Origin of the sequence: Streptomyces sp. NPDC017943 (assembly GCF_044328425.1) — a bacterium.
Classification (GTDB): domain Bacteria; phylum Actinomycetota; class Actinomycetes; order Streptomycetales; family Streptomycetaceae; genus Streptomyces; species Streptomyces djakartensis_A.
Genome location: NZ_JBIRHH010000003.1, coordinates 623,101 through 643,828 on the forward strand (window position 1 = coordinate 623,101; position 20,728 = coordinate 643,828).

Annotated in this window: 20 protein-coding genes; 12 read left to right on the plus strand and 8 right to left on the minus strand. The window is 74.8% G+C overall.

Annotation, left to right across the window (positions count from 1 at the left end; all coding sequences use genetic code 11):
- The first annotated feature begins 21 nt into the window (after positions 1-21).
- Positions 22-678 carry a DUF305 domain-containing protein gene (locus ACH4C6_RS12250; protein ID WP_398108486.1) on the plus strand — a complete coding sequence of 219 codons (657 nt, stop codon included), beginning with the start codon at positions 22-24 and terminating at the stop codon, positions 676-678.
- A gap of 58 nt (positions 679-736) precedes the next feature.
- Here ACH4C6_RS12250 and ACH4C6_RS12255 read toward each other — a convergent pair whose 3' ends face one another.
- Positions 737-1,192, minus strand: coding sequence for a DUF6214 family protein (locus ACH4C6_RS12255; protein WP_398108487.1), 456 nt, complete (start codon positions 1,190-1,192; stop codon positions 737-739).
- A gap of 195 nt (positions 1,193-1,387) precedes the next feature.
- Complete coding sequence (locus tag ACH4C6_RS12260) at positions 1,388-1,738, minus strand: ArsR/SmtB family transcription factor (protein ID WP_398108488.1); 351 nt, start codon at positions 1,736-1,738, stop codon at positions 1,388-1,390.
- A gap of 118 nt (positions 1,739-1,856) precedes the next feature.
- On the opposite strand from ACH4C6_RS12260, the gene ACH4C6_RS12265 reads away from it, so the two are divergent.
- Both ACH4C6_RS12265 and ACH4C6_RS12270 read left to right on the plus strand, forming a co-directional pair.
- Complete coding sequence (locus ACH4C6_RS12265; RefSeq protein WP_398108489.1) at positions 1,857-2,936, plus strand: NADH:flavin oxidoreductase/NADH oxidase; 1,080 nt, start codon at positions 1,857-1,859, stop codon at positions 2,934-2,936.
- Positions 2,937-3,457: 521 nt separating this feature from the next.
- Positions 3,458-4,246, plus strand: a complete 789-nt coding sequence (locus ACH4C6_RS12270) for a pectate lyase (RefSeq protein WP_398108490.1) — start codon at positions 3,458-3,460, stop codon at positions 4,244-4,246.
- 134 nt (positions 4,247-4,380) lie between these two features.
- Here ACH4C6_RS12270 and ACH4C6_RS12275 read toward each other — a convergent pair whose 3' ends face one another.
- Complete coding sequence (locus tag ACH4C6_RS12275) at positions 4,381-5,139, minus strand: PaaX family transcriptional regulator C-terminal domain-containing protein (RefSeq protein WP_398108491.1); 759 nt, start codon at positions 5,137-5,139, stop codon at positions 4,381-4,383.
- Positions 5,140-5,214: 75 nt separating this feature from the next.
- Here ACH4C6_RS12275 and ACH4C6_RS12280 point away from each other — a divergent pair, with 75 nt between their 5' ends.
- Both ACH4C6_RS12280 and ACH4C6_RS12285 read left to right on the plus strand, forming a co-directional pair.
- Complete coding sequence (locus ACH4C6_RS12280; protein WP_398108492.1) at positions 5,215-6,879, plus strand: DNA alkylation response protein; 1,665 nt, start codon at positions 5,215-5,217, stop codon at positions 6,877-6,879.
- Positions 6,880-6,995: 116 nt separating this feature from the next.
- Positions 6,996-9,044, plus strand: a complete 2,049-nt coding sequence (locus ACH4C6_RS12285; protein WP_398108493.1) for a HEAT repeat domain-containing protein — start codon at positions 6,996-6,998, stop codon at positions 9,042-9,044.
- Positions 9,045-9,262: 218 nt separating this feature from the next.
- Here the strand turns inward: ACH4C6_RS12285 and ACH4C6_RS12290 are convergent, their stop codons facing one another.
- A complete protein-coding gene (locus ACH4C6_RS12290) occupies positions 9,263-9,847 on the minus strand; it encodes a hypothetical protein (RefSeq protein ID WP_398108494.1) in 585 nt (194 codons plus the stop codon).
- A gap of 167 nt (positions 9,848-10,014) precedes the next feature.
- On the opposite strand from ACH4C6_RS12290, the gene ACH4C6_RS12295 reads away from it, so the two are divergent.
- Positions 10,015-11,172, plus strand: coding sequence for a WD40/YVTN/BNR-like repeat-containing protein (locus ACH4C6_RS12295; RefSeq protein WP_398108495.1), 1,158 nt, complete (start codon positions 10,015-10,017; stop codon positions 11,170-11,172).
- Between the two features lie 159 nt (positions 11,173-11,331).
- Here the strand turns inward: ACH4C6_RS12295 and ACH4C6_RS12300 are convergent, their stop codons facing one another.
- The gene (locus ACH4C6_RS12300; RefSeq protein ID WP_398108496.1) at positions 11,332-12,009 is read right to left on the minus strand and encodes a uracil-DNA glycosylase; all 678 of its coding nucleotides are present in this window, start codon (positions 12,007-12,009) and stop codon (positions 11,332-11,334) included.
- 151 nt (positions 12,010-12,160) lie between these two features.
- Here ACH4C6_RS12300 and ACH4C6_RS12305 point away from each other — a divergent pair, with 151 nt between their 5' ends.
- Positions 12,161-13,144, plus strand: coding sequence for an N-acetylglucosamine kinase (locus ACH4C6_RS12305; protein ID WP_398108497.1), 984 nt, complete (start codon positions 12,161-12,163; stop codon positions 13,142-13,144).
- A 110-nt stretch (positions 13,145-13,254) separates the two neighbouring features.
- On the plus strand, positions 13,255-14,178 hold the full coding sequence (locus ACH4C6_RS12310; RefSeq protein ID WP_398108498.1) for a sirohydrochlorin chelatase: 924 nt from the start codon (positions 13,255-13,257) through the stop codon (positions 14,176-14,178).
- 72 nt (positions 14,179-14,250) lie between these two features.
- On the opposite strand, the gene ACH4C6_RS12315 is transcribed toward ACH4C6_RS12310, so the two are convergent.
- Both ACH4C6_RS12315 and ACH4C6_RS12320 read right to left on the minus strand, forming a co-directional pair.
- Complete coding sequence (locus tag ACH4C6_RS12315; RefSeq protein WP_398108499.1) at positions 14,251-15,270, minus strand: lactonase family protein; 1,020 nt, start codon at positions 15,268-15,270, stop codon at positions 14,251-14,253.
- Positions 15,271-15,361: 91 nt separating this feature from the next.
- Complete coding sequence (locus ACH4C6_RS12320; protein ID WP_398108500.1) at positions 15,362-16,852, minus strand: FUSC family protein; 1,491 nt, start codon at positions 16,850-16,852, stop codon at positions 15,362-15,364.
- Positions 16,853-17,049: 197 nt separating this feature from the next.
- On the opposite strand from ACH4C6_RS12320, the gene ACH4C6_RS12325 reads away from it, so the two are divergent.
- From ACH4C6_RS12325 to ACH4C6_RS12335, 3 genes are all read left to right on the plus strand, one after another.
- Positions 17,050-17,526: an Lrp/AsnC family transcriptional regulator gene (locus ACH4C6_RS12325; protein WP_333929967.1), complete on the plus strand. Its 477-nt coding sequence runs from the start codon at positions 17,050-17,052 to the stop codon at positions 17,524-17,526.
- A 19-nt stretch (positions 17,527-17,545) separates the two neighbouring features.
- A complete protein-coding gene (locus tag ACH4C6_RS12330; protein ID WP_398108501.1) occupies positions 17,546-18,241 on the plus strand; it encodes an HAD family hydrolase in 696 nt (231 codons plus the stop codon).
- Positions 18,242-18,340: 99 nt separating this feature from the next.
- Entirely contained in the window at positions 18,341-19,102 is a 762-nt protein-coding gene (locus ACH4C6_RS12335) for a DUF4142 domain-containing protein (protein ID WP_398108502.1), read from the plus strand.
- A gap of 128 nt (positions 19,103-19,230) precedes the next feature.
- Here ACH4C6_RS12335 and ACH4C6_RS12340 read toward each other — a convergent pair whose 3' ends face one another.
- Positions 19,231-20,103, minus strand: a complete 873-nt coding sequence (locus tag ACH4C6_RS12340; protein ID WP_398108503.1) for a LysR family transcriptional regulator substrate-binding protein — start codon at positions 20,101-20,103, stop codon at positions 19,231-19,233.
- A gap of 114 nt (positions 20,104-20,217) precedes the next feature.
- Between ACH4C6_RS12340 and ACH4C6_RS12345 the strand changes: the two genes are divergently transcribed.
- The gene (locus ACH4C6_RS12345) at positions 20,218-20,598 is read left to right on the plus strand and encodes a DUF5997 family protein (protein WP_398108504.1); all 381 of its coding nucleotides are present in this window, start codon (positions 20,218-20,220) and stop codon (positions 20,596-20,598) included.
- The last annotated feature ends 130 nt before the right edge of the window (positions 20,599-20,728 follow it).

Here is a 20,728-nt window from a genome sequence, read left to right on the forward strand (position 1 = left end):
CGCCCGCCCCAGGAGGTCGTTGTGCTCTTCCGCCGTGCGTCCCGTACGTCCCGCGCGTCCGCCGTCGTGACGGGGCTGGTAGTCCTGACCGTGCTCGGCGCGGGAGGCTGCGACTCGGGCTCGGACGAGAAGGCGGCGGACGGCCCGGCGGTGATCGCGCCGGGCGGGCCCGGTGAGGCCAACCGCACCCTGTCCCCCGAGGAGGTGGCGGACCGGCACGCGGAGAACGACTCCCCCAACTCGGCCGACGTCTCCTACGTCCGCATGATGATCCAGCACCACACGCAGGCGCTGGAGATGACCGGACTCGTACAGGAGCGGGCCGAGTCGAAGGACGTCGAGCGCATCGCCGAGCGCATCGCGGCCGGGCAGAAGCCGGAGATCGAGGCCATGAAGGGCTGGCTGAAGTCGTACGGCAGACCGCTGAGGGCCGAGCGGCACGACCACGCGGCGATGCCCGGCATGGCGACCGAGGCCCAGCTGAAGAAGCTCCGCGCGGCCGAGGGCAGCGCGTTCGACCACCTCTTCCTCACCTTGATGACGACCCATCACCAGGGGGCGATCACCATGGCCACGGAGGTGAAGGGGGAGGGCAACAACATCCGCGTCGAGGAGATGGCGGACGAGGTGATCGCGCAGCAGACGAGCGAGATCACCCGTATGCGGAACATGCTCTGAGCGGCTCGCCCGGCGCGGCCGGATGGGGGTCCGGCCGGACGCCGTGCGGGCCGGAAGGTCAGCGTCTGGCCCGGCGCGCCGGCAGCAGGCCGGCGTCCCTGGCCTGGCCGATCAGCCTGAGGGAGGTGCGGCGGCCATGACCGGTCGCGGACATCACGGCGAGGACCGGGTCGGTTCCGGACCGCTGGGCCGCGCGGTACTCCCGGGCGACGAGCTGCCGCCCCTCGGCGCCACGCGGGGGTACCGGCCTCGCCCGGCGGCCCGGGCCGTCTCCCCCCGCTTCGGGCCCGGCGGCGCACGCCCCGGCGACCGACTCCTCGATCCAGTCGGCGAGCACCGCCAGATCGTCCAGGGTCAGCGCGGGCTGGGCGCGCACCTCCTCGACGCAGACGGTTCCGCCGGCCACCAGTGCCAGCGCGTCGACACGGGCTCCGTCCGCGAAGGCCAGACGGAACTCGAACCAGCGCGTGGCGCCCTCGCTCTCCCGCACTTCCCACGCGGGGCGCACGGACACCGCACCGTCCGCCGGAGAGCGATCAGAAAGATGAAGAAAGGATGCTTCGACCACACACGGAACGTAACCGCATGATCACATTCCCTACAGATCGGACACGCGCCCTCGGCGGCGCACTGCACCCTGTCAGCGCAGCCGCGGCGGCGGCGCCCGCGTACCGCCGGCCGCCCGGACGCCCGGACGCCCGTCGGACCGTCAGTCCGCGAGGCGGGCGGCCTGCCGGGCCGCAGCCTCCAGCAGTGCGTCCAGCAGACCGGGGAACAGGGCGTCCAGATCGTCGCGCCGCAGCCCGTTCATCTTGGCGGTCCCGCGGTACACCTGCCGGATCACCCCGCTCTCCCGCAGCACCCGGAAGTGATGGGTCGTCGTCGACTTGGTCACCGGCAGCTCGAAGTGGGAGCAGGACAACTCCCCCACCGCGGCCGCCAGTTCCCGCACGATACGCAGCCGCATCGGATCGGACAGCGCGTGCAGCACACCCTCCAGCCGGACCTCGTCCCGTGCGGGATGCGGCAGAGCACGGCTACTCACGGCGGGGGTCGTCACGACGGCCTCACTTCCTCGGGAGTTCCCATGGTACGAGAACCTTCGTAGTTTGACACTCGCCGTACTACGAAGGCTATCGTACGAGGAGACCTCGGCCCCCTGACGAACGGAGTCCGCCGTGACCGCGCTCTTCGAGCCCTTCACCCTGCGCGATGTGACGATCCCGAACCGCGTGTGGATGCCCCCGATGTGCCAGTACTCGGCCGCGCCGGAGGGTCCGGAGGCCGGCGCCCCGACCGACTGGCACTTCGCCCACTACGCCGCCCGCGCCACCGGAGGCACGGGCCTCGTCATCGTCGAGGCCACCGGCGTGTCCCCGGAGGGCCGCATCTCGCCGTACGACCTCGGCATCTGGAACGACACGCAGGTGGCGGCCTTCCGCCGGATCACCCGCTTCCTGCGGGAGCAGGGCACGGTCCCGGCGATCCAGCTGGCCCACGCCGGCCGCAAGGCGTCGACGGAGCGCCCGTGGAGGGGCGGCGCCCCGGTCGGCCCGGAAGGCCACGGCTGGGACTCCGTCGCCCCGAGCGCGATCGCCTTCGACGAGCGGCACCCCGTCCCGGCCGAGCTGACGGTCGAACAGATCGGAGACGTGGTGCGGCAGTTCGCGGACGCGGCCCGCCGGGCACTGGCCGCCGGCTTCGAGATCGCGGAGATCCACGGCGCCCACGGCTACCTGATCAACGAGTTCCTCTCACCGCACTCCAACCAGCGCACCGACGCCTACGGCGGCTCCTACGAGAACCGGACCCGCTTCGCGCTCGAGGTCGTCGACGCCGTTCGCGCCGTCTGGCCGGACGACAAGCCCCTGTTCTTCCGCGTCTCGGCGACCGACTGGCTCGACGAGGGCGGCTGGACGGCGGACGACACCGTCCGCCTCGCCGGCGATCTGCGTGCCCACGGAGTCGACCTGCTGGACGTCTCCACCGGCGGCAACGTCTCCGGGGTGCACATCCCCACCGGCCCCGGCTACCAGGTGCCCTTCGCCGCCCGGGTCCGCGCCGAGACGGGCCTCCCGGTCGCCGCCGTCGGCATGATCACCGACGCCGAGCAGGCGGAGAAGATCCTGGCCAACGGCGAGGCGGACGCCGTCCTGCTGGGCCGTGAACTGCTGCGCAACCCCTCATGGGCCCGGCACGCCGCACGGGAGCTCGGGGGCGAGGTGCACGTGCCGGACCAGTACCACCGCTCGGTCTGAGCCGACCCCCGCCCCCGCCGCCGACCGGCCGCACCCGCCGCCGACCGGCCGGGCGGGCGGCCGGCGGGGGGGGGCGGGCGGGCGGGGGCCCGCAACCCCGGCCCCCCCACAAACCGAAAACACGGTGTACCCCCACCCGCCCGGCGCCGCGGCCCCCGCCCCCCGCGCCCCCCGCCCCGCCCCCCGGGGGCCCCCCCCGCGGCCGGTTTCGCCGTTCCGGGGCGAGCACTCCCCCACCGTGACGGCCGACCCCGACCGGCCGGACGGACGGCCGGATGTGTTCTGCGCGAGGCGTTGACCAGAAAGCGCTTACCGTCTACGTTCCGTTCAGTGGGTTGACCCGGATGCGTCCGCACAGGGCGCCCGTCTTACCCTGCCCGACGCCATGAGCTGCACGTCTTGGTGGATGTAGATGCATACCGGGACACACACGCAACCGCACCGGACGAAAGCTTGACCGTTGTCCGTGTACATGAACCACCCGAACCTGATCGGCCCCCACGACAGAAGGAATCGGGACCATGACGTCTGCGACCCGACCGCGCGCCCGCGGGCGCGCACCGATCGGCACGATGGCCGCCCTCGGCCTTTCTATTGGCATGGTCATGACCATGCAGGCCCCGACGGCGAGCGCCGCCACCTGGCCCACACCCAACGGCAGCCAGGGCACCTCCTCCACCATCGCCGTGTCCGGCACCAAGGACTACGGGATGAAGCGGTACTACGGCACCGGCGACCTGGCCGGCGACGGCCAGGAGGAGGGCCAGGACCCCATCTTCCGGCTCGCGGACGGCGCGGTGCTGAAGAACGTCGTCCTGGGTGCCCCGGCCGCCGACGGCATCCACTGCGAGGGCAGTTGCACACTGCAGAACGTCTGGTGGGAGGACGTCGGCGAGGACGCCGCAACCTTCCGCGGCGGCACCGGCGCCACCTACCACGTGATCGGTGGAGGGGCGAAGAAGGCGGCGGACAAGGTCTTCCAGCACAACGGCGGTGGCACGCTCAACATCTCCGGTTTCGCGGTGCAGGAGTTCAAGACGCTCTACCGCTCCTGCGGCGACTGCTCCACGCAGTACACCCGCAAGGTCAACCTCGACACCATCGACGTGACCGGCACGGGGTCCACCGCGCGGCTCGTCGGCATCAACGTCAACCGCAACGACGTGGCGACCCTGCGCGGCATCACGATCCGCAACGACTCCGCGCGCAAGGTCGTGCCCTGCCAGAAGTACAACAACAACACCGCGGTCGGGTCCGGCCCGGACAGCAAGAACTGCCTGTACTCCACCTCGGACATCACCTACCGGTAGCCCGGGGAGACCTCCCCCCACGGTGACGGCGGCCGTGCGGAGCGCCCCGGCGGGCGCTGCGCACGGCCGTCCACGTCATGGCACCCCGCCCCGGCCGGTCGAGCCGACCGAGTGCCTTCCGGGTGCCTTCCGGGTCATGTGCCGCGCACGCGCGCGTGCACTGCCCCGGTCAGCTCCCGTTGGTAGGCGGCGTAGGCGGCACGCAGTTCGTCCCCGGGCCAGTCGGCCGGCAGGAGGCTCGGGGGCAGCACCGGATCGGCGAGCAGATGCCGGACGACCGCGGCGTACGCGGTGAGGCGGTCGGCGGGCCGGTCCGCCCCGGCGATGTGGGCGAGGAGGTCCCGGGCCGTGCCGGACCAGGTGTCCAGGGGCCACAGCGACGCGGCGAGTTCGCGGGCGGGGCGCTCGGGCCGGGCCGTGTACCGCTGGACGACCTCACCCAGGTCCGCGGGGAGCTCCCGGGCGAGATTGGCGGGCCTGAGCCAGACGCCCTCGCGCAGTTCGGCCAGCCGCAGGCCGGTCAGCCGGGTCCTCAGATCGGCGCGTTCGGCGGGCCCCCGGCCGGTCGCGGTGACGACGGCCATCTCCCAGTCGCCGTCCCACGCGCGCGTGCGGGGCCGTACGGCGTCGTCCTGGCGGCGCTGACGGTCCAGCAGACGGTCGTTGAGACGGTATCCGGCGTCGGTGCGCCCCAGATCGCCGGCGGCCACCATCCGGCTGAGCGCCGCGCGCAGGGTGGAACCCCCGACGCCGAACCCCTCGACGAGCGGCACCAGCTCCCGCGTCGCCAGCTCCGGGGGGTGCGTGCCGAGCAGCAGGCTCAGCACGACCGACCGCGCGGACAGGGGGCGCAGATCGAGCGCGCCGGACCGCGCGGGCACGTTCCTGGGCATGGGCACGTACTGTACGCGGCACCCTGCGATGTTGCACTATTGCTGCGACCGTAGAAGAAGTGCAACACTCGGCGCATGGTCTCGACACCGGAGGAACCGCGGGCGTACGGCTCACCCGCCACGCACGACGTCACCAACCAGGCCCCGCCCCTCACCCCGTACGACGCCTCCGAGGACGCGGCGCTGCTGGAGGGGCTGCGGCGGGAGGGCGCCGGCTGGGCAGAGGCGGACCTGCGGCGGCTGGGCCGGCAGGCCGGCAGCGTCCAGGCGCAGGAGTGGGCGGATCTGGCCAACCGGCACGAGCCGGAGCTGCACACGCACGACCGGTACGGCAACCGCGTCGACGAGGTCCGGTTCCATCCGAGCTGGCACCACCTGATGCGGACGGCCGTCGCGGAAGGGCTGGCGGGCGCGCCCTGGGCGGAGGACCGGCCGGGCGCGCACGTCGCCCGGACGGCCGGCGGCCTGGTCTGGGGCCACACCGAGGCGGGACACGGCTGCCCGACCTCCATGACGTACGCGGCCGTCCCCGCCCTGCGCCGCCAGCCGGAGCTGGCCAAGCTCTACGAGCCGCTGCTGACCAGCCGCGAGTACGACCCCGCCCTGCGCGAGCCCACCGAGAAGCGGGGGCTGCTCGCCGGCATGGGGATGACCGAGAAGCAGGGCGGCTCCGACGTCCGCACGAACACCACGAGGGCCACACCCACGGCCGAACCCGGGGTGTACACCCTGCGCGGGCACAAGTGGTTCACCTCCGCGCCCATGTGCGACGTGTTTCTGGTGCTGGCCCAGGCCCCGGACGGTCTGTCCTGCTTCCTGGTGCCGCGCGTGCTGCCGGACGGCACCCGCAACACGTTCCGCATCCAGCGCCTGAAGGACAAGCTGGGCAACCGGTCCAACGCCTCCTCGGAGCCCGAGTTCGACGGCACGGTGGCCTGGCTGGTCGGTCCCGAGGGGCAGGGCGTCAAGACGATCATCGAGATGGTCAACTGCACGCGTCTGGACTGCGTGACGATGTCGGCCGCGTTGATGCGCAAGTCCCTGGTGGAGGCGGGGCACCACGCGCAACACCGCAGGGCGTTCGGCGCACGGCTGCTGGACCAGCCCCTGATGCGCAACGTCCTGGCCGACCTCGCGCTGGAGTCGGAGGCCGCGACGGCGCTGACACTGCGCCTGGCAGGGGCGGCCGACCGGGCCGTCCGCGGGGACGCGCGGGAGAGCGCGTTCCGCCGGATCGCCACGGCCGTGGGCAAGTACTGGGTGACCAAGCGCGGTCCGGCCTTCACGGCCGAGGCCCTGGAGTGCCTCGGCGGCAACGGCTACGTCGAGGACTCGGGCATGCCCCGGCACTACCGCGAGGCACCCCTGCTGTCCATCTGGGAGGGCTCCGGGAACGTCAACGCGCTCGACGTGCTGCGGGCGCTGGGCCGCGAACACGGCACGGCCGACGCCCTGTTCGGCGAACTCGCCCTGGCACGCGGCGCGGACGCCCGGCTGGACGCGGCGGTGGCACGGCTGAAGCAGCAACTGACGGAGGCGACGCAGACGACGGCACGCCGCCTCGTCGAGGACATGGCTCTGGCGCTCCAGGGCTCGCTGCTGGTGCGGCACGCCCCGCCCGCGGTCGCCGACGCCTTCTGCGCGACCCGGCTCGGCGGCGACTGGGGGCACGCCTTCGGGACACTGCCGGAGGGGGCGGCCCTCGACGCGGTCGTGGAGCGGGCGCTGCCCGGGGACTGACCCACAGTCAGCCAACCAGCAGACAGATTGCGCACAGTCACCCCCTGCTTCCGCTTCGTTGTCGGTGCCGTGGTGCAGACTCCCCGTCAGTCGGCACTTCGCCTGGGGAGGACAACGTGTTCAGGGGGATCGACGAGGTCGACTGGGCCTCGCTGCGGTACGCGGACGGCAGTGCGCAGGACATACCCGGACTGCTGCGGGGACTGGCCTCCGCCGATCCCACCGAGCGGGGGACCGCACTCGACGGGATGTACGGCGCCGTGCACCGGCGGGGGGACGTGTACGACGCGACACTCGCGTGCGTCCCGTTCCTCCTCTCGCTCGCCGTCCGCGAGGAGGTGCCGGACCGGGCGGAGGTCCTGGAACTCCTCGTCAGCATCGGCGACCTCGGCGGTGACGGCGACGCGCTCGCCGCACGGGCCCGGGCCGCGCTCCGCGCGCGTGCCGAGGTGTTCGTACGGCTCGCGGGGGACGCCGACAGCGGGGTGCGCCGGGTGGTGCCGGGGGCGCTGGTGCGGTTCCTCGACGGGCCGGGCCGGGTGCTGTCGCTGCTGCGGGAGCGCATCCTCGTGGAGCGGGACGACCGGGTGCTGACGGCCCTGGCGGAGGCCCTCGGCCTGTTCGTCCGGCGGCACGGGCACGCCGCGGCCCGGTCGCCCCGCCGGCACCGGTTACGCCTCGGCCCCGACCACGGCGCCGAGGCCGTGCGCCTGCTTCAGGCGCTGAGCGGGCCTCCGTACGGCCCGTCCCTGCGGCTCGCCGCCCTCGGCCAGCTCGCCGGGTGCGCCCCCGGGCGGCTGCCCGGCGATGTGGTCCCGGTCGCCGTGGGGCTGCTCAGGGAGAGATCCGGTCGGCGGACCGCGCAGGGCCACGCCTGCGGCGATCCCGGCCCCGAGACCCTCGCCGGGCGGCTGCGGCGGCTGCGTCCGTCCGACGAGGAGGGCTCCCGGCTGCTGCGCGTCCTGCACTCCGGGCTCGGGAGCCGCGTGGCCGACCGGGCCGAGTTGCTGTGCGGGCAGTTGTCGAGTCCCGACCCCCTCGACCGTTGCAACGGGGTGTGGATGGCGGCCGGGTTCGTCCGGGAGTGGCGCGACGGTCACGAGCGGCCGGTGGCCCTCGTCGGTGCGCAACTCGGGTGCCGCGAGGACCGGTTGCACGATGCCGCAGTGACCGTCCTGGCGGAGTTGCACGCCCTCGCGGCACCCGCCGCCGGGCCTCTGCACGCCCTGGTGACGTCCCGCCCCGAGTTCCGCGTACGGCACGGCGAGCGGGGCGGCCCCGCTCTGGGCGGTGCGCTCAAGGCCCTCGCGCGCGCGGGCGACGCGCGTGCCACGCCGGTGCTGGCCGAGGTGCTGGCCGGTCCGGTCGTGCCGCACGATCTCGGCCGGGTCATACCCCACCTGGGCCCGGCGGCGGCGCCCCTTGCCCCGGCCCTGCGGCGCCGGCTCGCCCGCGTGCCGCCGGACAGCCCCTGCACCCACGAGCAGGCCGTCCCCCTGCTGGCGGCGCTCGGGTCCCTGGGCGACGTCTCCTCCCTGCCCTGGGTTCTGCGGCTGCTGCGTGGCATGCCGGAGCGGGCGCGGGGCCGTGAGGCCGTCGTGCACGCGGCGGTCGACGCCCTGGGCGCCTTCGGCGGGGAGGCGCGGGAAGCGGTCCCGGACCTGCGGGCGTTGCTGGTGACCGGCTGTGCCGTCGCCGCCGCGGAGGCGCTGTGGTCGGTCACCGGAGACGCGGACGCGGTCGTGCCCGCGCTGCTGCGGGAGGTGGCGGCGCCGGGGAGGGACCGGCGGTGCCGCGCGGCGGCCGTCCTCGCGCGGCTCGGACCGGCGGCCCGGCCGGCCCTGCCGGAACTGCGCCGCCTGGCGGGCTCCGGCGACTCGCTGGAACGAGCGACGGCAGCGTGCGCGGTGTGGCGGACCACGGGCGAAGCGGACCGGGTCCTGCCCGTCCTCCGCGCCTGCTGGACCGGCCATCCGCACACGCGCGTGGTGATCGCCGGGTGCGCCGCCGCCCTGGGGCAGGAGGGCGCACCCCTGCACGACCTGCTCCGCGAGGAACTCGCCTCCCCCCGGCGGCACAGAACCGACCTGGCGGGCGGCCGCGCCCTCCACGAGGACCTGGTGCTGCTGCGGCTGTGCGGGGAGGCGCTGGGGGTGGCGGGGTAGGCACGTCGGGGGCCGGGGCGCGGCGGGGCACGGACCTGTCGGGACCGGGCGAGGAGAAGTGCCGCTGCGCGTCGTCCCGGGTTGCCGCAGCGTCCGTGGGACGGGGCCGCGGCGCCGGCCGGGGCGAAGCACGCGAAGCAGCCCCGTGGAGGTGCTTCGCGGGGTGGCGTGGGGCCCGGCGGCGGTGGGCCCGTGGCGTCGGCCGTCCGTCCGGGTCCTCACCCCGCGGTGCGGCCCCACAGCGGGTCGAAGCGGGCCCACGCTGCGTCCCAGGAGTCGATGCGGCGGCGCTCCAGGCGGCGGCCCACCGCGCCGCCGAAGAGCAGCGGCACGGTCGCGGCGCAGACGCCCGCCACCCCGCCGGTCAGCACCGCGCGGAAGCGTGCCTGGGACGCGGTCAGCGGGCGGGTCACCCGGCGGCCCTCCGGGTCCGTCCACACGGTGACGGGCGTCCCGGCGGGGCTGCCCTCCGGGACCCGGAGCAGGCCGGTCCGCACGGAGCCGTCGGGCGCCGTCCACCGGGCGGTCGCCCAGACCTGGTCGGCAGGGGACGAGCCGCGGTCCCGGGCCGGCGCTCCGGGAGCCCGCTCGGCGAGGCGGGCCACCGCGGGACGCCACTCGATGCGCTCACGGGACAGCCCCTCCTCGACCGAGCGGCACACGTGCGTCCCGGCGAGCACTCCGGCGACGACGGTGAGCGTCCACACGCCCAGCAGGACCCAGGTCTCCAGCCTGTCGGCCGGGCGTTTGAGCGGATTGCGGCGCCAGCGCCACAGCCACACCGTCGGACCCCGCCATGCCATCGAGGGCACCTCCTCACCGGCGGCCGGTGGGGCCGCCGTCCTCCCCATACGCGCCGGGGCCTGCCGATGCTCAGAGCACCGACCCGGGTGGGAGGCGGGCGCCGGCGCGGCTCAGCGCGCGACACCCCGCTGACCTGCGCCGCAACCCGGTCCGGAGGTGACTGTCAGTGGTGGGGTGCAGACTGGCCGATGTCGGAGGAGAAGGCGTCGACGGTGACGCCGCGGAGGTGATCGGCATGACCGAGGTACTGCTCGCCGTGGGCACGCGCAAGGGCCTGTTCATCGGGCGCCGCCGAGACGGCGGGGCCTGGGAGTTCGACGAGAGTCCCTACTTCAACGCGCAGGCCGTGTACTCGGTCGCCGTCGACACCCGCACCGCGTCCCCGCGGCTGCTGGCCGGCGGCGACAGCGCGCACTGGGGCCCGTCCGTGTTCCACTCCGACGACCTCGGCCGGACGTGGACCGAACCGGCCCGGCCGGCCGTCAAGTTCCCCAAGGACACCGGCGCGTCCCTGGAGCGGGTGTGGCAGCTGCACCCGGCGGCGGCCGAACCCGACGTGGTGTACGCGGGTACGGAACCGGCCGCGCTGTACCGCTCGGAGGACCGGGGCGAGACGTTCGACCTCGTGCGGCCGCTGTGGGAGCACCCGACGCGCTCGAAGTGGGTGCCGGGCGGTGGCGGTGAGGGCCTGCACACGGTGCTCACCGACGCGCGCGACCCCGGAGCGGTGACGGTGGCCGTCTCGACCGCCGGAGTGTTCCGCACCCTGGACGGCGGTGCGAGCTGGTCACCCTCCAATTCCGGTGTGTCGGCGGTGTTCCTGCCCGACCCGAACCCGGAGTTCGGCCAGTGCGTGCACAAGGTCGCCCGGGACGCGGCGGACCCGGACCGGCTGTACCTGCAGAACCACTGGGGCGTGTACCGCAGTGACGACGCGGGCGCGCACTGGACGGACATCGGCGAGGGCCTGCCGTCGACGTTCGGTTTCGCGGTGGCGGCCCATCCGCACCGGGGCGACACGGCGTACACGTTCCCGATCAACGCCGACGCCGACCGGGTCCCGGCGGACCGCCGCTGCCGGGTCTACCGGACGGCGGACGCGGGCAAGAGCTGGGAGCCGCTGTCGGCGGGCCTGCCCCGTGACGACCACTACGGCACGGTGCTGCGGGACGCGATGTGCACGGACGACGCGGACCCGGCGGGCGTCTACTTCGGCAACCGCAACGGCGAGGTGTTCGCCTCGGCGGACGACGGGGACAGCTGGCAGCAGGTGGCCTCGCACCTGCCGGACGTGCTGTGCGTACGCGCAGCGGTCGTCGGCTGAGTCGAACGGGGCGTCCCGCTGAGGCGGTTGACGGGCCCCGCCCGTGGTCCGGTGCACCCCGGCGGCCGACGGGCCCCGCCCGTGGTCCGGTGCACCCCGGCGACCGCCGGTCGCGGTCGCCGAAACTGCGCAAGGGGCGGCCCCGGCGGCGCGGCAAGGTTATGGAAGCCGCCAGTCGACCGGCTGGCCGCCCAGCTTCATCAGCAGGTCGTTGGCCCGGCTGAACGGGCGTGAGCCGAAGAAGCCGCGGTCAGCCGACATCGGTGAGGGGTGGGCCGACTCGATCGCCGGGAGGTCGCCCAGCAGGGGGCGCAGGTTGCGCGCGTCGCGGCCCCACAGGATCGACACCAGCGGCTTGCCGCGTGCGGCCAGCGCCCGGATCGCCTGCTCGGTGACCTCCTCCCAGCCCTTGCCGCGGTGCGCGCCCGGTTTGCGGGGCGCGGTGGTGAGGGCCCGGTTGAGCAGCAGGACACCCTGCCGCGTCCACGGTGTGAGGTCGCCGTTGGACGGGCGGGGCAGGCCCAGGTCGGAGTGCATCTCGCGGTAGATGTTCTCCAGGCTCCCCGGCAGCGAGCGCACCTCCGGCGCCACGGCGAAGCTCAGGCCGATGGCCATCCCCGGTGTGGGGTAGGGGTCCTGGCCGACGATCAGGACGCGGACGTCGTCGAAGGGTTGCTGGAAGGCGCGCAGGACATGGGCGCCGGCCGGCAGGTAGGTCCGGCCCGCCGCTATCTCGGCCCGGAGGAAGTCCCCCATGGCGGCGATGCGTTCGGCCGCGGGTTCCAGGGCCTTCGCCCACCCTGCTTCGACAAGTTCGTGCAACGGTCGTGGTGCCACGACGCGTCACTCTACTGGCAGACACCGTGCGCCGGCGCCGGCGCCGGGTCGTCGCCCCCTGCCGCGGGCACGCCGCTAGTGTTCCTCCCCGTCGAGCTCGCGGGCCGGGGCCGGGCGGAAGGCGCGGCCGGCCCGCCGTGAAGGAGGGGTCGTGTCGCGTCCCGTGGACTGCGGGTTCCTCGCCGTGGACTCCGGCGGGTCCGGCCTCCGGGTGGTGGTGGGGACCGCCGGGCGCGGGCCGCTGGCCCGGCGGGCCTCCGCCGAACCGGTCCGCACCGGCGCCCGGGGCATCGACCCCGAGCACTTCATGTCGCAACTCCTGCCGCTCGCGCGCGCGTCGGCGGCGGAGGCCGGTCCGGTACGGCTGACCGCCGCCGTCGTGGGCGCGGCCGGGCTGGCCACCCTGGGCGCGGCGCTGCGCGCGGAGCTGCCGGGCGCCCTGGCGCGCGAACTGGGTGTGCGGCGGGTGGCGCTGGCCGCCGACGCGGTGACGGCCTACGCGGGGGCCCTGGGCACCCGTCCGGGTGCCGTCGTCGCGGGCGGCACCGGCCTGATCGCGATCGGCACGGATCTGGCCGGCTGGCGCCGGGCGGACGGCTGGGGGCACCTGCTGGGCGACTGCGGAGGCGGGGCGTGGATCGGACGGGCCGGGCTGGAGGCCGCACTGCGCGCCCACGACGGCCGGGAGGGCGGCTCCGCCCGGCTGCTGGGCCGTGCCGAGGAGGCGTTCGGGCCGGCGGCGGGGCTGCCCGGCGCGCTGTACCCGCGTCCCGACCGGCCCGCCGTCCTCGCGTCCTTCGCGCCCCGGGTGGCCGAGTGCGCCGACGAGGACCCGGTCGCCGCGGGCATCCTGCGTGCGGCGGCCCGGCACATGGCCGACTCCCTGGCAGCGGTGTGCCCGCGCGGCGGGGAGCCGTACGTGGCGGCCACCGGCGGACTGTTCAGGATGGGCGCGGTGCTGCTCGGACCGCTGGACGAGGAACTGGCGCAGCGGCTGCCGCGGGTGCGCCGGGTGCCCGCGGAGGGAGATCCCCTGCACGGCGCGGTGCGCCTGGCGACCGAGCTGAGCGCCGGCTCCCTCGCCCTGCCCGAGGACGAGGCCCTGCTCAGCGTGACCGCCCTGACGGGCGATTGACCCCATCACACCCGAACCGTACGCAACTCATCCGACAAAACGGGACGGATACCGCTCACCTGCACCCTCCCCGAACAGGGGAGCCCAGGAAGCCAGTAACATGCGACGCCATGAGTTCCCCCACTGGGCCCGCGTCCGGCCTGCCAGTACGAATGCCGCGCCCCCGCCAGCCCGGACGGCACCGCCGCCCCGAGCCGCTGGTGGCTCCCGAGGGCGCGCCGGCGCTCGTCCTCGCGGTCCCGGGCACGCCCAGCGGTGCCACGCGCGGCCTCGCCGAGGAGGTCGTGAGCATCGCCCGCTCCGAGCTGCCCGGCCTCGACGCCCGCATCGGGTACCTGGACGGGGACAACGAGGAGTTCCCGACCCTGCAGTCGGTGCTCGCGTACGCCGCCGAGGAGCGCACCGCCCGCTTCGAGCAGGCGCGCGCCGCGGGTCTGGACGTGCGGGAGCCGGACGGACCGGTCGCCGTCGTCGTGCCGCTGCTCGCCGGCCCGGACAGCGCGCTGCTGCGCCGGGTCCGCCAGGCCGTGATGGAGAGCCGGATCGCCGCCGAGCTGACGGACGTGCTCGGTCCGCACCCGCTGCTCGCCGAGGCGCTGCACGTGCGGCTGTCGGAGGCCGGTCTGGCGCGTGCCGACCGCGCCCGGCTGTTCACCGTGGCGACCGCCGCCGACGGCATCGTCCTGGCGTCCGTGGGCGGTGACGAGGCGGTGCAGGCGGCCGGGATCACCGGCATGCTGCTCGCGGCCCGCCTTGCGGTGCCGGTGATGGCGGCGGCCCTGGACCAGGAGGGTTCCATCGCGTCCGTGGCCGAGCAGCTGCGTTCCTCCGGGTCGCAGCAGCTGGCCCTCGCGCCCTACCTGATCGGCCCGGAGATCGAGCCGGGACTGGTCCAGGAGGCCGCGAAGGAGGCCGGGTGCTCGGCCGCGGAGTCGCTCGGCGCGTACCCGGCGATCGGGAAGCTGGCCCTCGCCAAGTACACGACCGCCCTCGGCATCACGCCGCAGCAGGCGCAGAGCACGCCGGCGCGCTGACGCCCGGCGTCCCACCGCACGCGGAAGGCCCGTTCCGGCACGGAACGGGCCTTCGTCGTGTGTACGGGCGTGTCAGCCGATGATCACGCAGGACGCGGCCGGGAGCTCGAGCGAGCCCTCGCGGTGGGGGACGCCGGTGTCGGGGTCCACCGTGAACCAGGTGACATCGCCGGAGCGCTCGTTGGCGACGTACAGCCGGCGGCCGTGGGCCGTGAGGGCCCGCGGCCAGTGGCCGCCGCAGGGCACCGTGGTGACCAGCCGCAGGTCCTCGCCCTCGACGGCGAGGACGGACAGCACGTCCTCGCCGCGGGTGGCGGTCCACACGAAGCGGCCGTCGCGGGAGACGGCGATGCCCGACGGGTAGGCGTCGCCCGCCGGCGCGCCGGGCAGGACGCCGGTTTCCGCGAGGGGGGTCAGCACGCCCGCGGCCGCGTCCCAGCGGCAGACGGTGACGGACGGGCGCAGCTCGTTGACGACGTACGCGCGCGTGCCGTCCGGGTGGAAGGCCAGGTGCCGGGGTCCCGAGCCGGGCTCCAGGGCGGTCTCCCGGTGCAGGACCGGAACACCGTCGGCCAGGGTGCACACCCGCACCGAGTCGGTGCCGAGGTCGACGCTGACGGCCCAGCGGCCGCTCGGGTCGGCCTGCACCTGGTGGGCGTGCGGTTCCCCCTGGCGCTGCGGGCAGGGCCCCGATCCGGTGTGCCGCAGCGCGCCGGACGCCGGCCCGGTGAGGATGCCGTCGGGGCGCAGGGGGACGGCGGTGACGCTTCCGGAGCCGTAGTCGGCGGTGAGGACGTGTCCGGCGAACACGCCGAGGTGCGTGGGCCCGCCCCCGACCCGGACGGCGGGCCCGGCGGGTTCCGGCTCGTCCCCGCCGACCCGGTACGCCGTCACCGTGCCCTCTGAGGTCTCGCTGACGGCGTACAGCGTGCCGCCGCCGGGCGCGAGGGCGAGGTAGGAGGGGTCGGCGAGGCCGTCCAGGCGGCTCAGGACGGTCAGTGCGCCGCTGTGGGCGTCGACCCGCGCGGTGACGAGGCCGGGGCCGCCGGCCGTCGTGAACGATCCGATGTACGCCCGTCTGCCGTCCGTCACCGCTGTCCCCTCTCGTCGCGAGCCGTCCGGAAGGCCGCGCAGCCGATCATGCGCGGTCTAGACCAACGGGTCAAGAGCGCCCCTGGTGTCCTCAGGCGCCGACCAGTGGGGAGCCCGAGGGGGCGCGCAGGGGCCGGGCGAGTTCGGCGAGGGCCCGCTCCAGGCCGTGGAGGTGGGCGAGAGCGGGCTCGGAGACGGCCGGCCCGTCGGCGTCGAGGGCGATGTCGCGGCCCTCGGTGAGGGCCTCGACCGCCGTCTCCACGCGCGCGCAGGCCGCGGCGAGGCGGGCGTCGTGGGAGGCCTCCGGGTCGGCGGCGACGGCGACCAGGCCGCGGATCTCCCGGGCGCAGTCGTCGAGGAGGTCCAGCACGTGCCGGGCCCGCCGCTTGCGCCCGAGCACGGGGTTCAGGGGGTGCACCAGCGGGGCGACCGAGAGCCGCACCCGGGCGAGGAGCTGCTCCAGTTCCGCCACGCGCGGGGCCGGGTCGGCGTCGGGCGCACCCGCCAGGCGCCGGGCGGTCTCGGTGGCGCAGGCGTGCACACAGCCCAGCGCGCGCCGGATCCAGGCGTCGGTGACGCTGTGGGTGGTGACGGGCAGGACCAGGATCACGGCCAGGACCGCGCCCAGCGCCCCGACGACGGTCTCGGCGAGCCGCAGGGCGAGCAGTCCGGGCCCGAGCACCCCGAGCAGGCCGTACAGCAGCCCGGCGAGCAGGGTCACCCAGAGCATCATCCAGGTGTAGGAGACGGCCGCCGTGTAGAAGATGCCGAAGACGCAGACGGCCGCGAGCAGGGCGGTGCCGACCGGGTCCCCGTGGACGGGCACGGCGATCAGCAGGCCGAGGCCGATGCCGATGACCGTGCCGAGCAGCCGCCGGAAGCCGCGCACGAGGGTCTCGCCGCGCGAGGTGGTGTTGACGAAGATCCACCAGGTGGCGCCGACGGCCCAGTACCAGCGCTGCCCCGACACCAGCTGCCCCACGATCAGGGCGAAGCCGGCGCCCGCGGTCGCCTGCACCGCCTGGCGGGTGGTGACGCGGGCCAGGCCGGTGCCGCCCGGCGGGGCGGGCGGCACCGGCAGGGGCAGGCGCCGCTCGTAGCACCACAGGCCGAAGCGCACCGCGGCGGCGGCCAGGACGGACAGCAGGACCGCGGCGTACAGCTCGGGCAGCTGGCCGGTCGTGGCGTGCAGGAACTGCGCCACGAAGAAGTTCATGAAGGCGAAGACGCCGAGGCTGTGGCCGCGCGGGCCCCATCGGCGCGCGTACACGCCCGCGCCGACCACGGCGAGGAAGGTGAGGTCCCGGGCGACCGGATGGTCGTGGAGGACGGCCGCCGCGGTGAGGACGGGCAGGCCGATGGCGGGCAGCAGCGCGGTGGTGACGGCCTGGCCGCGGACGGTGGCGTCGGTGACGGTGAACAGGGCGAGCAGGGCGGCGAGGCCGCCGGTGACGGCGCCCGTGAGGGAGTGCCCGGCGAGGCCGCTCAGGGCGACCGCCAGTGCGATGCCGAGCACCGCGCGCGTGGCGAACCGCAACCGCGTCCGCCCCGGATCCGGAGCCGTGAACACCCTCTTCAGCACCGCCTACCGCCTCCTTCGTCCCCGCACGTGGCGTGGGCATGGAAAAGGCGCCGCGGGGTCCGCAGCGCCATCGACTCACCCATATCAGCATCCCGTCCGCCAGTGGCTCAACTCGCTGATTCTAGACTGGGCCATTGGCACAGCCGGGACCGCAAGGAAGCGGCCATGGCAGAGCCATCGGACGAGGAGGACGTGCGATGCCCGTGGACGAGCTCGACACCCGCATCCTGCGGCTGCTGCTGGAGCAGCCGCGTACCAGCGTGCGCGAGTACGCCCGGATCCTCGGTGTCGCCCGGGGCACGCTCCAGGCGCGACTCGACCGGCTGGAACGGACCGGGGTGATCACCGGCACCGCGCCGGCCCTCTCCCCCGCCGCGCTCGGGCATCCGGTGCTGGCGTTCGTGCACGTCGAGGTCACCCAGGGGCATCTCGACGAGGTGGGCGACGCGCTGGCGGCCGTGCCGGAGATCGTCGAGGCGTTCTCGATCACGGGTGGCGGGGACCTGCTGGCGCGGGTGGTGGCGCGGGACAACGCGCACCTGGAGGACGTCGTCCAGAAGCTGATCAGCATGCCCGGGGTCGTACGCACCCGCACGGAGGTCGCCCTGCGCGAGCGCGTCGCGCACCGGCTGCTCCCGCTGGTGGAGTCGATCGGGCGGTCGGCCCGGGGATGACCTTTGAGAGCATGGCGGCATGAGCAGGCTCCGCGGCCTTTCGGTCATCTTCGATCTCGACGGAACGCTGGTGGACAGCGAGCCGAACTACTACGAGGCCGGCCGGCAGACCCTCGCCGCCCACGGCGTCCCCGACTTCACCTGGGCGGACCACGAGCGGTACGTCGGCATCAGCACGCAGGAGACCGTCGCGGACTGGAAGGAGCGGTACGCCCTGCCGGCCACGGTGGAGGAGCTGCTCGCCGCGAAGAACCGGCGCTACCTGGACCTGGCGCGCGGCGCCACCCGCGTCTTCCCGGAGATGCGCGCTTTCGTGGACCTCCTGGCCGCCGAGGATGTGCCCATGGCCGTGGCCTCGGGATCCTCGCCGGAGGCGATCGCGGCGGTGCTGACCGGCACCGGCCTCGACGCGCAGCTGCACACGGTGGTCTCGGCCGACGAGGTCGCGCACGGCAAGCCCGCACCCGACGTCTTCCTCGAGGCGGCCCGCCGCCTCGGCGCGTCCGCGGCCGACTGCGTCGTCGTCGAGGACGCCGCGCCGGGCGCCGCCGCCGCGCACGCGGCCGGCATGCGCTGCATCGCCGTCCCGTACGTCCCCGCGCAGGCCGCAGCCCCGGAGTTCGCCACGGCCGGCCTCCTGATGCGGGGCGGACAGCGGGAGTTCACGGCGCGCGGCGCCTACGGCTGGCTCGTGGAGTCGGCTGCCCCGTCCTGACGCCGGGCGGGTGTACGAACTTTTTTGCGGCGGAGGTGATTGTTTCGCCTGCGCCGTCCGTACCTCCTGCTGTTGGGCCGTTCATCTCCAGGAGGCACGATGCGCATCTCGCGCAGCACGGCAGGAACCGCGTTCGTGGGCGGTGCGATGATCCTTACGCTCACCGCGCTCGCCTATCCCAGCATGCTGGGCGTGCAGAACACGGCTTCCAGCCAGGACCGCATCATCGCGAACACCCAGTGGGGCCCGCTGACCGAGGCGGACCGCGACTTCGTGGTCCGGGTGCGTGCGGCCGGGCTGTGGGAGTACCCGCTGGGTCAGATGGCGATGGAGAAGGGCACGACGCCGGCGATGAAGGAGGTCGCCAAGCACCTGCTGGTGGGACACGGCCGCCTCGACGCGTCGTGCCGCAAGCTCGGTACGGACCTGGGCATCACGCTGCCGAACGAGCCCTCCCCGCAGCAGCAGCAGTTCGTGGCGACGGCCGAGAGCGCCTCGGGCAAGGAGTTCGACTCCACGGCGGTGACGATCATGCGCGTGGCGCACGGGGGCATCTTCCCCACGATCGCCAAGATCCGGGCGACCACCCGCAACAGCCTCGTGCGGGAACTCGCCGACCAGACCAACGACACCGTGCTCGACCACATCACGATCCTGGAGAAGACCGGCCTGGTCAATCACGAGCAGGTGGCCTTCCAGATCACCGCCCCGGCGAAGCTTCCGCAGGACCAGACGACGCCCCCGCCACCGCAGGCGGGCGCGCCGGTCCGGGTGCTGCCGGTCCCCGAGAACCTGAAGGACTTCCAGACGGTCGCCCCCAACCCGACCTTCGCGCCGCAGCCGTCCCCCACGGCGGGCTGAGCGGGGAGTGCGGGGTCCGGGCCGGGCCCCGCACGCGTGCGGACGACCCGGGTGCGCCGCCCCGGTCGCGGACCGGACCGGACGGGGCCCGGGCCGGACGTCGGCGCCGGGTACCCGGCCCCCGGGCGTCAAGAGCGCCGACGGGGCTTGCCGCGCTTGCCGCTCCCCTTCCCGGCGCCTCCGCCGGCCTGCCGCGTGCCTCCGGCGCCCTTCGAGGTGCCGCCTCTCGACGCGCCCCCCTTCGACGCGCCGCCCTTGGCCGTGCCCTTCGCGCCTCCCGCGGCGCCGCTCCCGCGGCGGTCGGCGCCGGAGCGTCCGCCTGCCGCAGGCTTGCGCCGCGTCCCGTCCTGCCCCGCGCGCCGGGACTTCTCCTGGGCCGGGGGCTGCGTGCGGCCCCGCGTGCTGTTGACCGTCCGGCCGCGGACGATGCCGATGAAGTCCTCGACGAGGTCCGTCTTCGCGTCCTCGGGCCAGGCGAGAGCCACGCTCGAGCCCGGCGCCTCCTCCAGGGGACGGTGCGTGAGGTCCTTGCGGTGGTGCAGACGGGCCAGTGACAGGGGGACGATCAGGACGCCGATGCCGGCCGCGACCAGCTCGATCGCGTCGGCCGTGGTGGCGGGCCGTTCGACGGCGGGCCGCCCGGGCAGGCCGTGCTCCCAGTCGAGGACGTCGTCGAGGGGGTGCAGCACGATGTCGTCGGACAGGTCCTGCGGCGTGACCTCGTCGACGGCCGTGACCAGATGGTCCTTCGGTACGACGACGACCGTCTGCTCCGTGTACAGGGGGATCGCGCTGAAGACCGCGCGGTCCACGGGCAGCCGGACGAGGCCCGCGTCGGCCTCCCCCGCGCGCAGCCGTCCGGCCGCGTCCGGCGCGGGTACCTGCGCGAGCGTCAGCGGGACTTCGGGGTGCCGCCGGCTCCAGACGCGCACCCACTTGTCGGGCATCACCCCGGGGACGTAGGCGAGCCGGAACGCGGGGGATGCTGCCGAGTCTGTCACCCGGCCAGGTTACCGGCCCAGGTCAGCGACCGTGACGCCGCGCAACCGTCCCCGTCCGGCCGCGGGCGGTGGCCGTGGTCGGAGGCGCGGCGCACGCTCGATACGCTGGACGGCATGACGTCGCACCAGAGCACCCAGACGATGAAGCCCGCCACCGCGGCGAAGAAGCTGGGTGTGTACCTCGAGGCCACCCCCGCCGAGTTCCGGGAGGGTGTCGTCTCACGCGCCGAGCTGAACGAGCTGCAGGCGAACCCCCCGCAGTGGCTGCGGGAGCTGCGGCGCGACGGGCCGCACCCCCGCCCCGTCGTCGCGGCCAAGCTGGGCGTCTCCATCGCGGGTCTCGCCCGCGGTGGCGTGACCGAGCCGCTCACCACCGAGCAGATCGAGGCGCTGAAGCAGGAGAACCCCGAGTGGCTCCAGCGGGAGCGCACGACCCAGGCGGAGGTCCGCAAGGAGGCCGCCCGCATCAAGAAGAAGCACGCCGAGCGCGGCTGACCCGGCCCGCTCCCGCACGGCCCCGACCGGTCCCCCGGTCGGGGCCGTCGTCGTGCCGCCGCGGTCCGCCGGTGCGCCGGTCCGGACCGTGTCGCCGGGCGCACGGATGTGACCGGCGTCGTACGGATCG

What these genes read in the sequence shown, in the direction of transcription:
- ACH4C6_RS12270 (WP_398108490.1), top strand. Translation starts at nt 3,458, where the DNA reads ATGACGTCTGCGACCCGACCGCGCGCCCGCGGGCGCGCACCGATCGGC.
- ACH4C6_RS12275 (WP_398108491.1), bottom strand. Translation starts at nt 5,139, where the DNA reads ATGCCCAGGAACGTGCCCGCGCGGTCCGGCGCGCTCGATCTGCGCCCC.
- ACH4C6_RS12280 (WP_398108492.1), top strand. Translation starts at nt 5,215, where the DNA reads ATGGTCTCGACACCGGAGGAACCGCGGGCGTACGGCTCACCCGCCACG.
- ACH4C6_RS12290 (WP_398108494.1), bottom strand. Translation starts at nt 9,847, where the DNA reads ATGGCATGGCGGGGTCCGACGGTGTGGCTGTGGCGCTGGCGCCGCAAT.
- ACH4C6_RS12310 (WP_398108498.1), top strand. Translation starts at nt 13,255, where the DNA reads ATGAGTTCCCCCACTGGGCCCGCGTCCGGCCTGCCAGTACGAATGCCG.
- ACH4C6_RS12325 (WP_333929967.1), top strand. Translation starts at nt 17,050, where the DNA reads ATGCCCGTGGACGAGCTCGACACCCGCATCCTGCGGCTGCTGCTGGAG.
- ACH4C6_RS12330 (WP_398108501.1), top strand. Translation starts at nt 17,546, where the DNA reads ATGAGCAGGCTCCGCGGCCTTTCGGTCATCTTCGATCTCGACGGAACG.
- ACH4C6_RS12335 (WP_398108502.1), top strand. Translation starts at nt 18,341, where the DNA reads ATGCGCATCTCGCGCAGCACGGCAGGAACCGCGTTCGTGGGCGGTGCG.
- ACH4C6_RS12345 (WP_398108504.1), top strand. Translation starts at nt 20,218, where the DNA reads ATGACGTCGCACCAGAGCACCCAGACGATGAAGCCCGCCACCGCGGCG.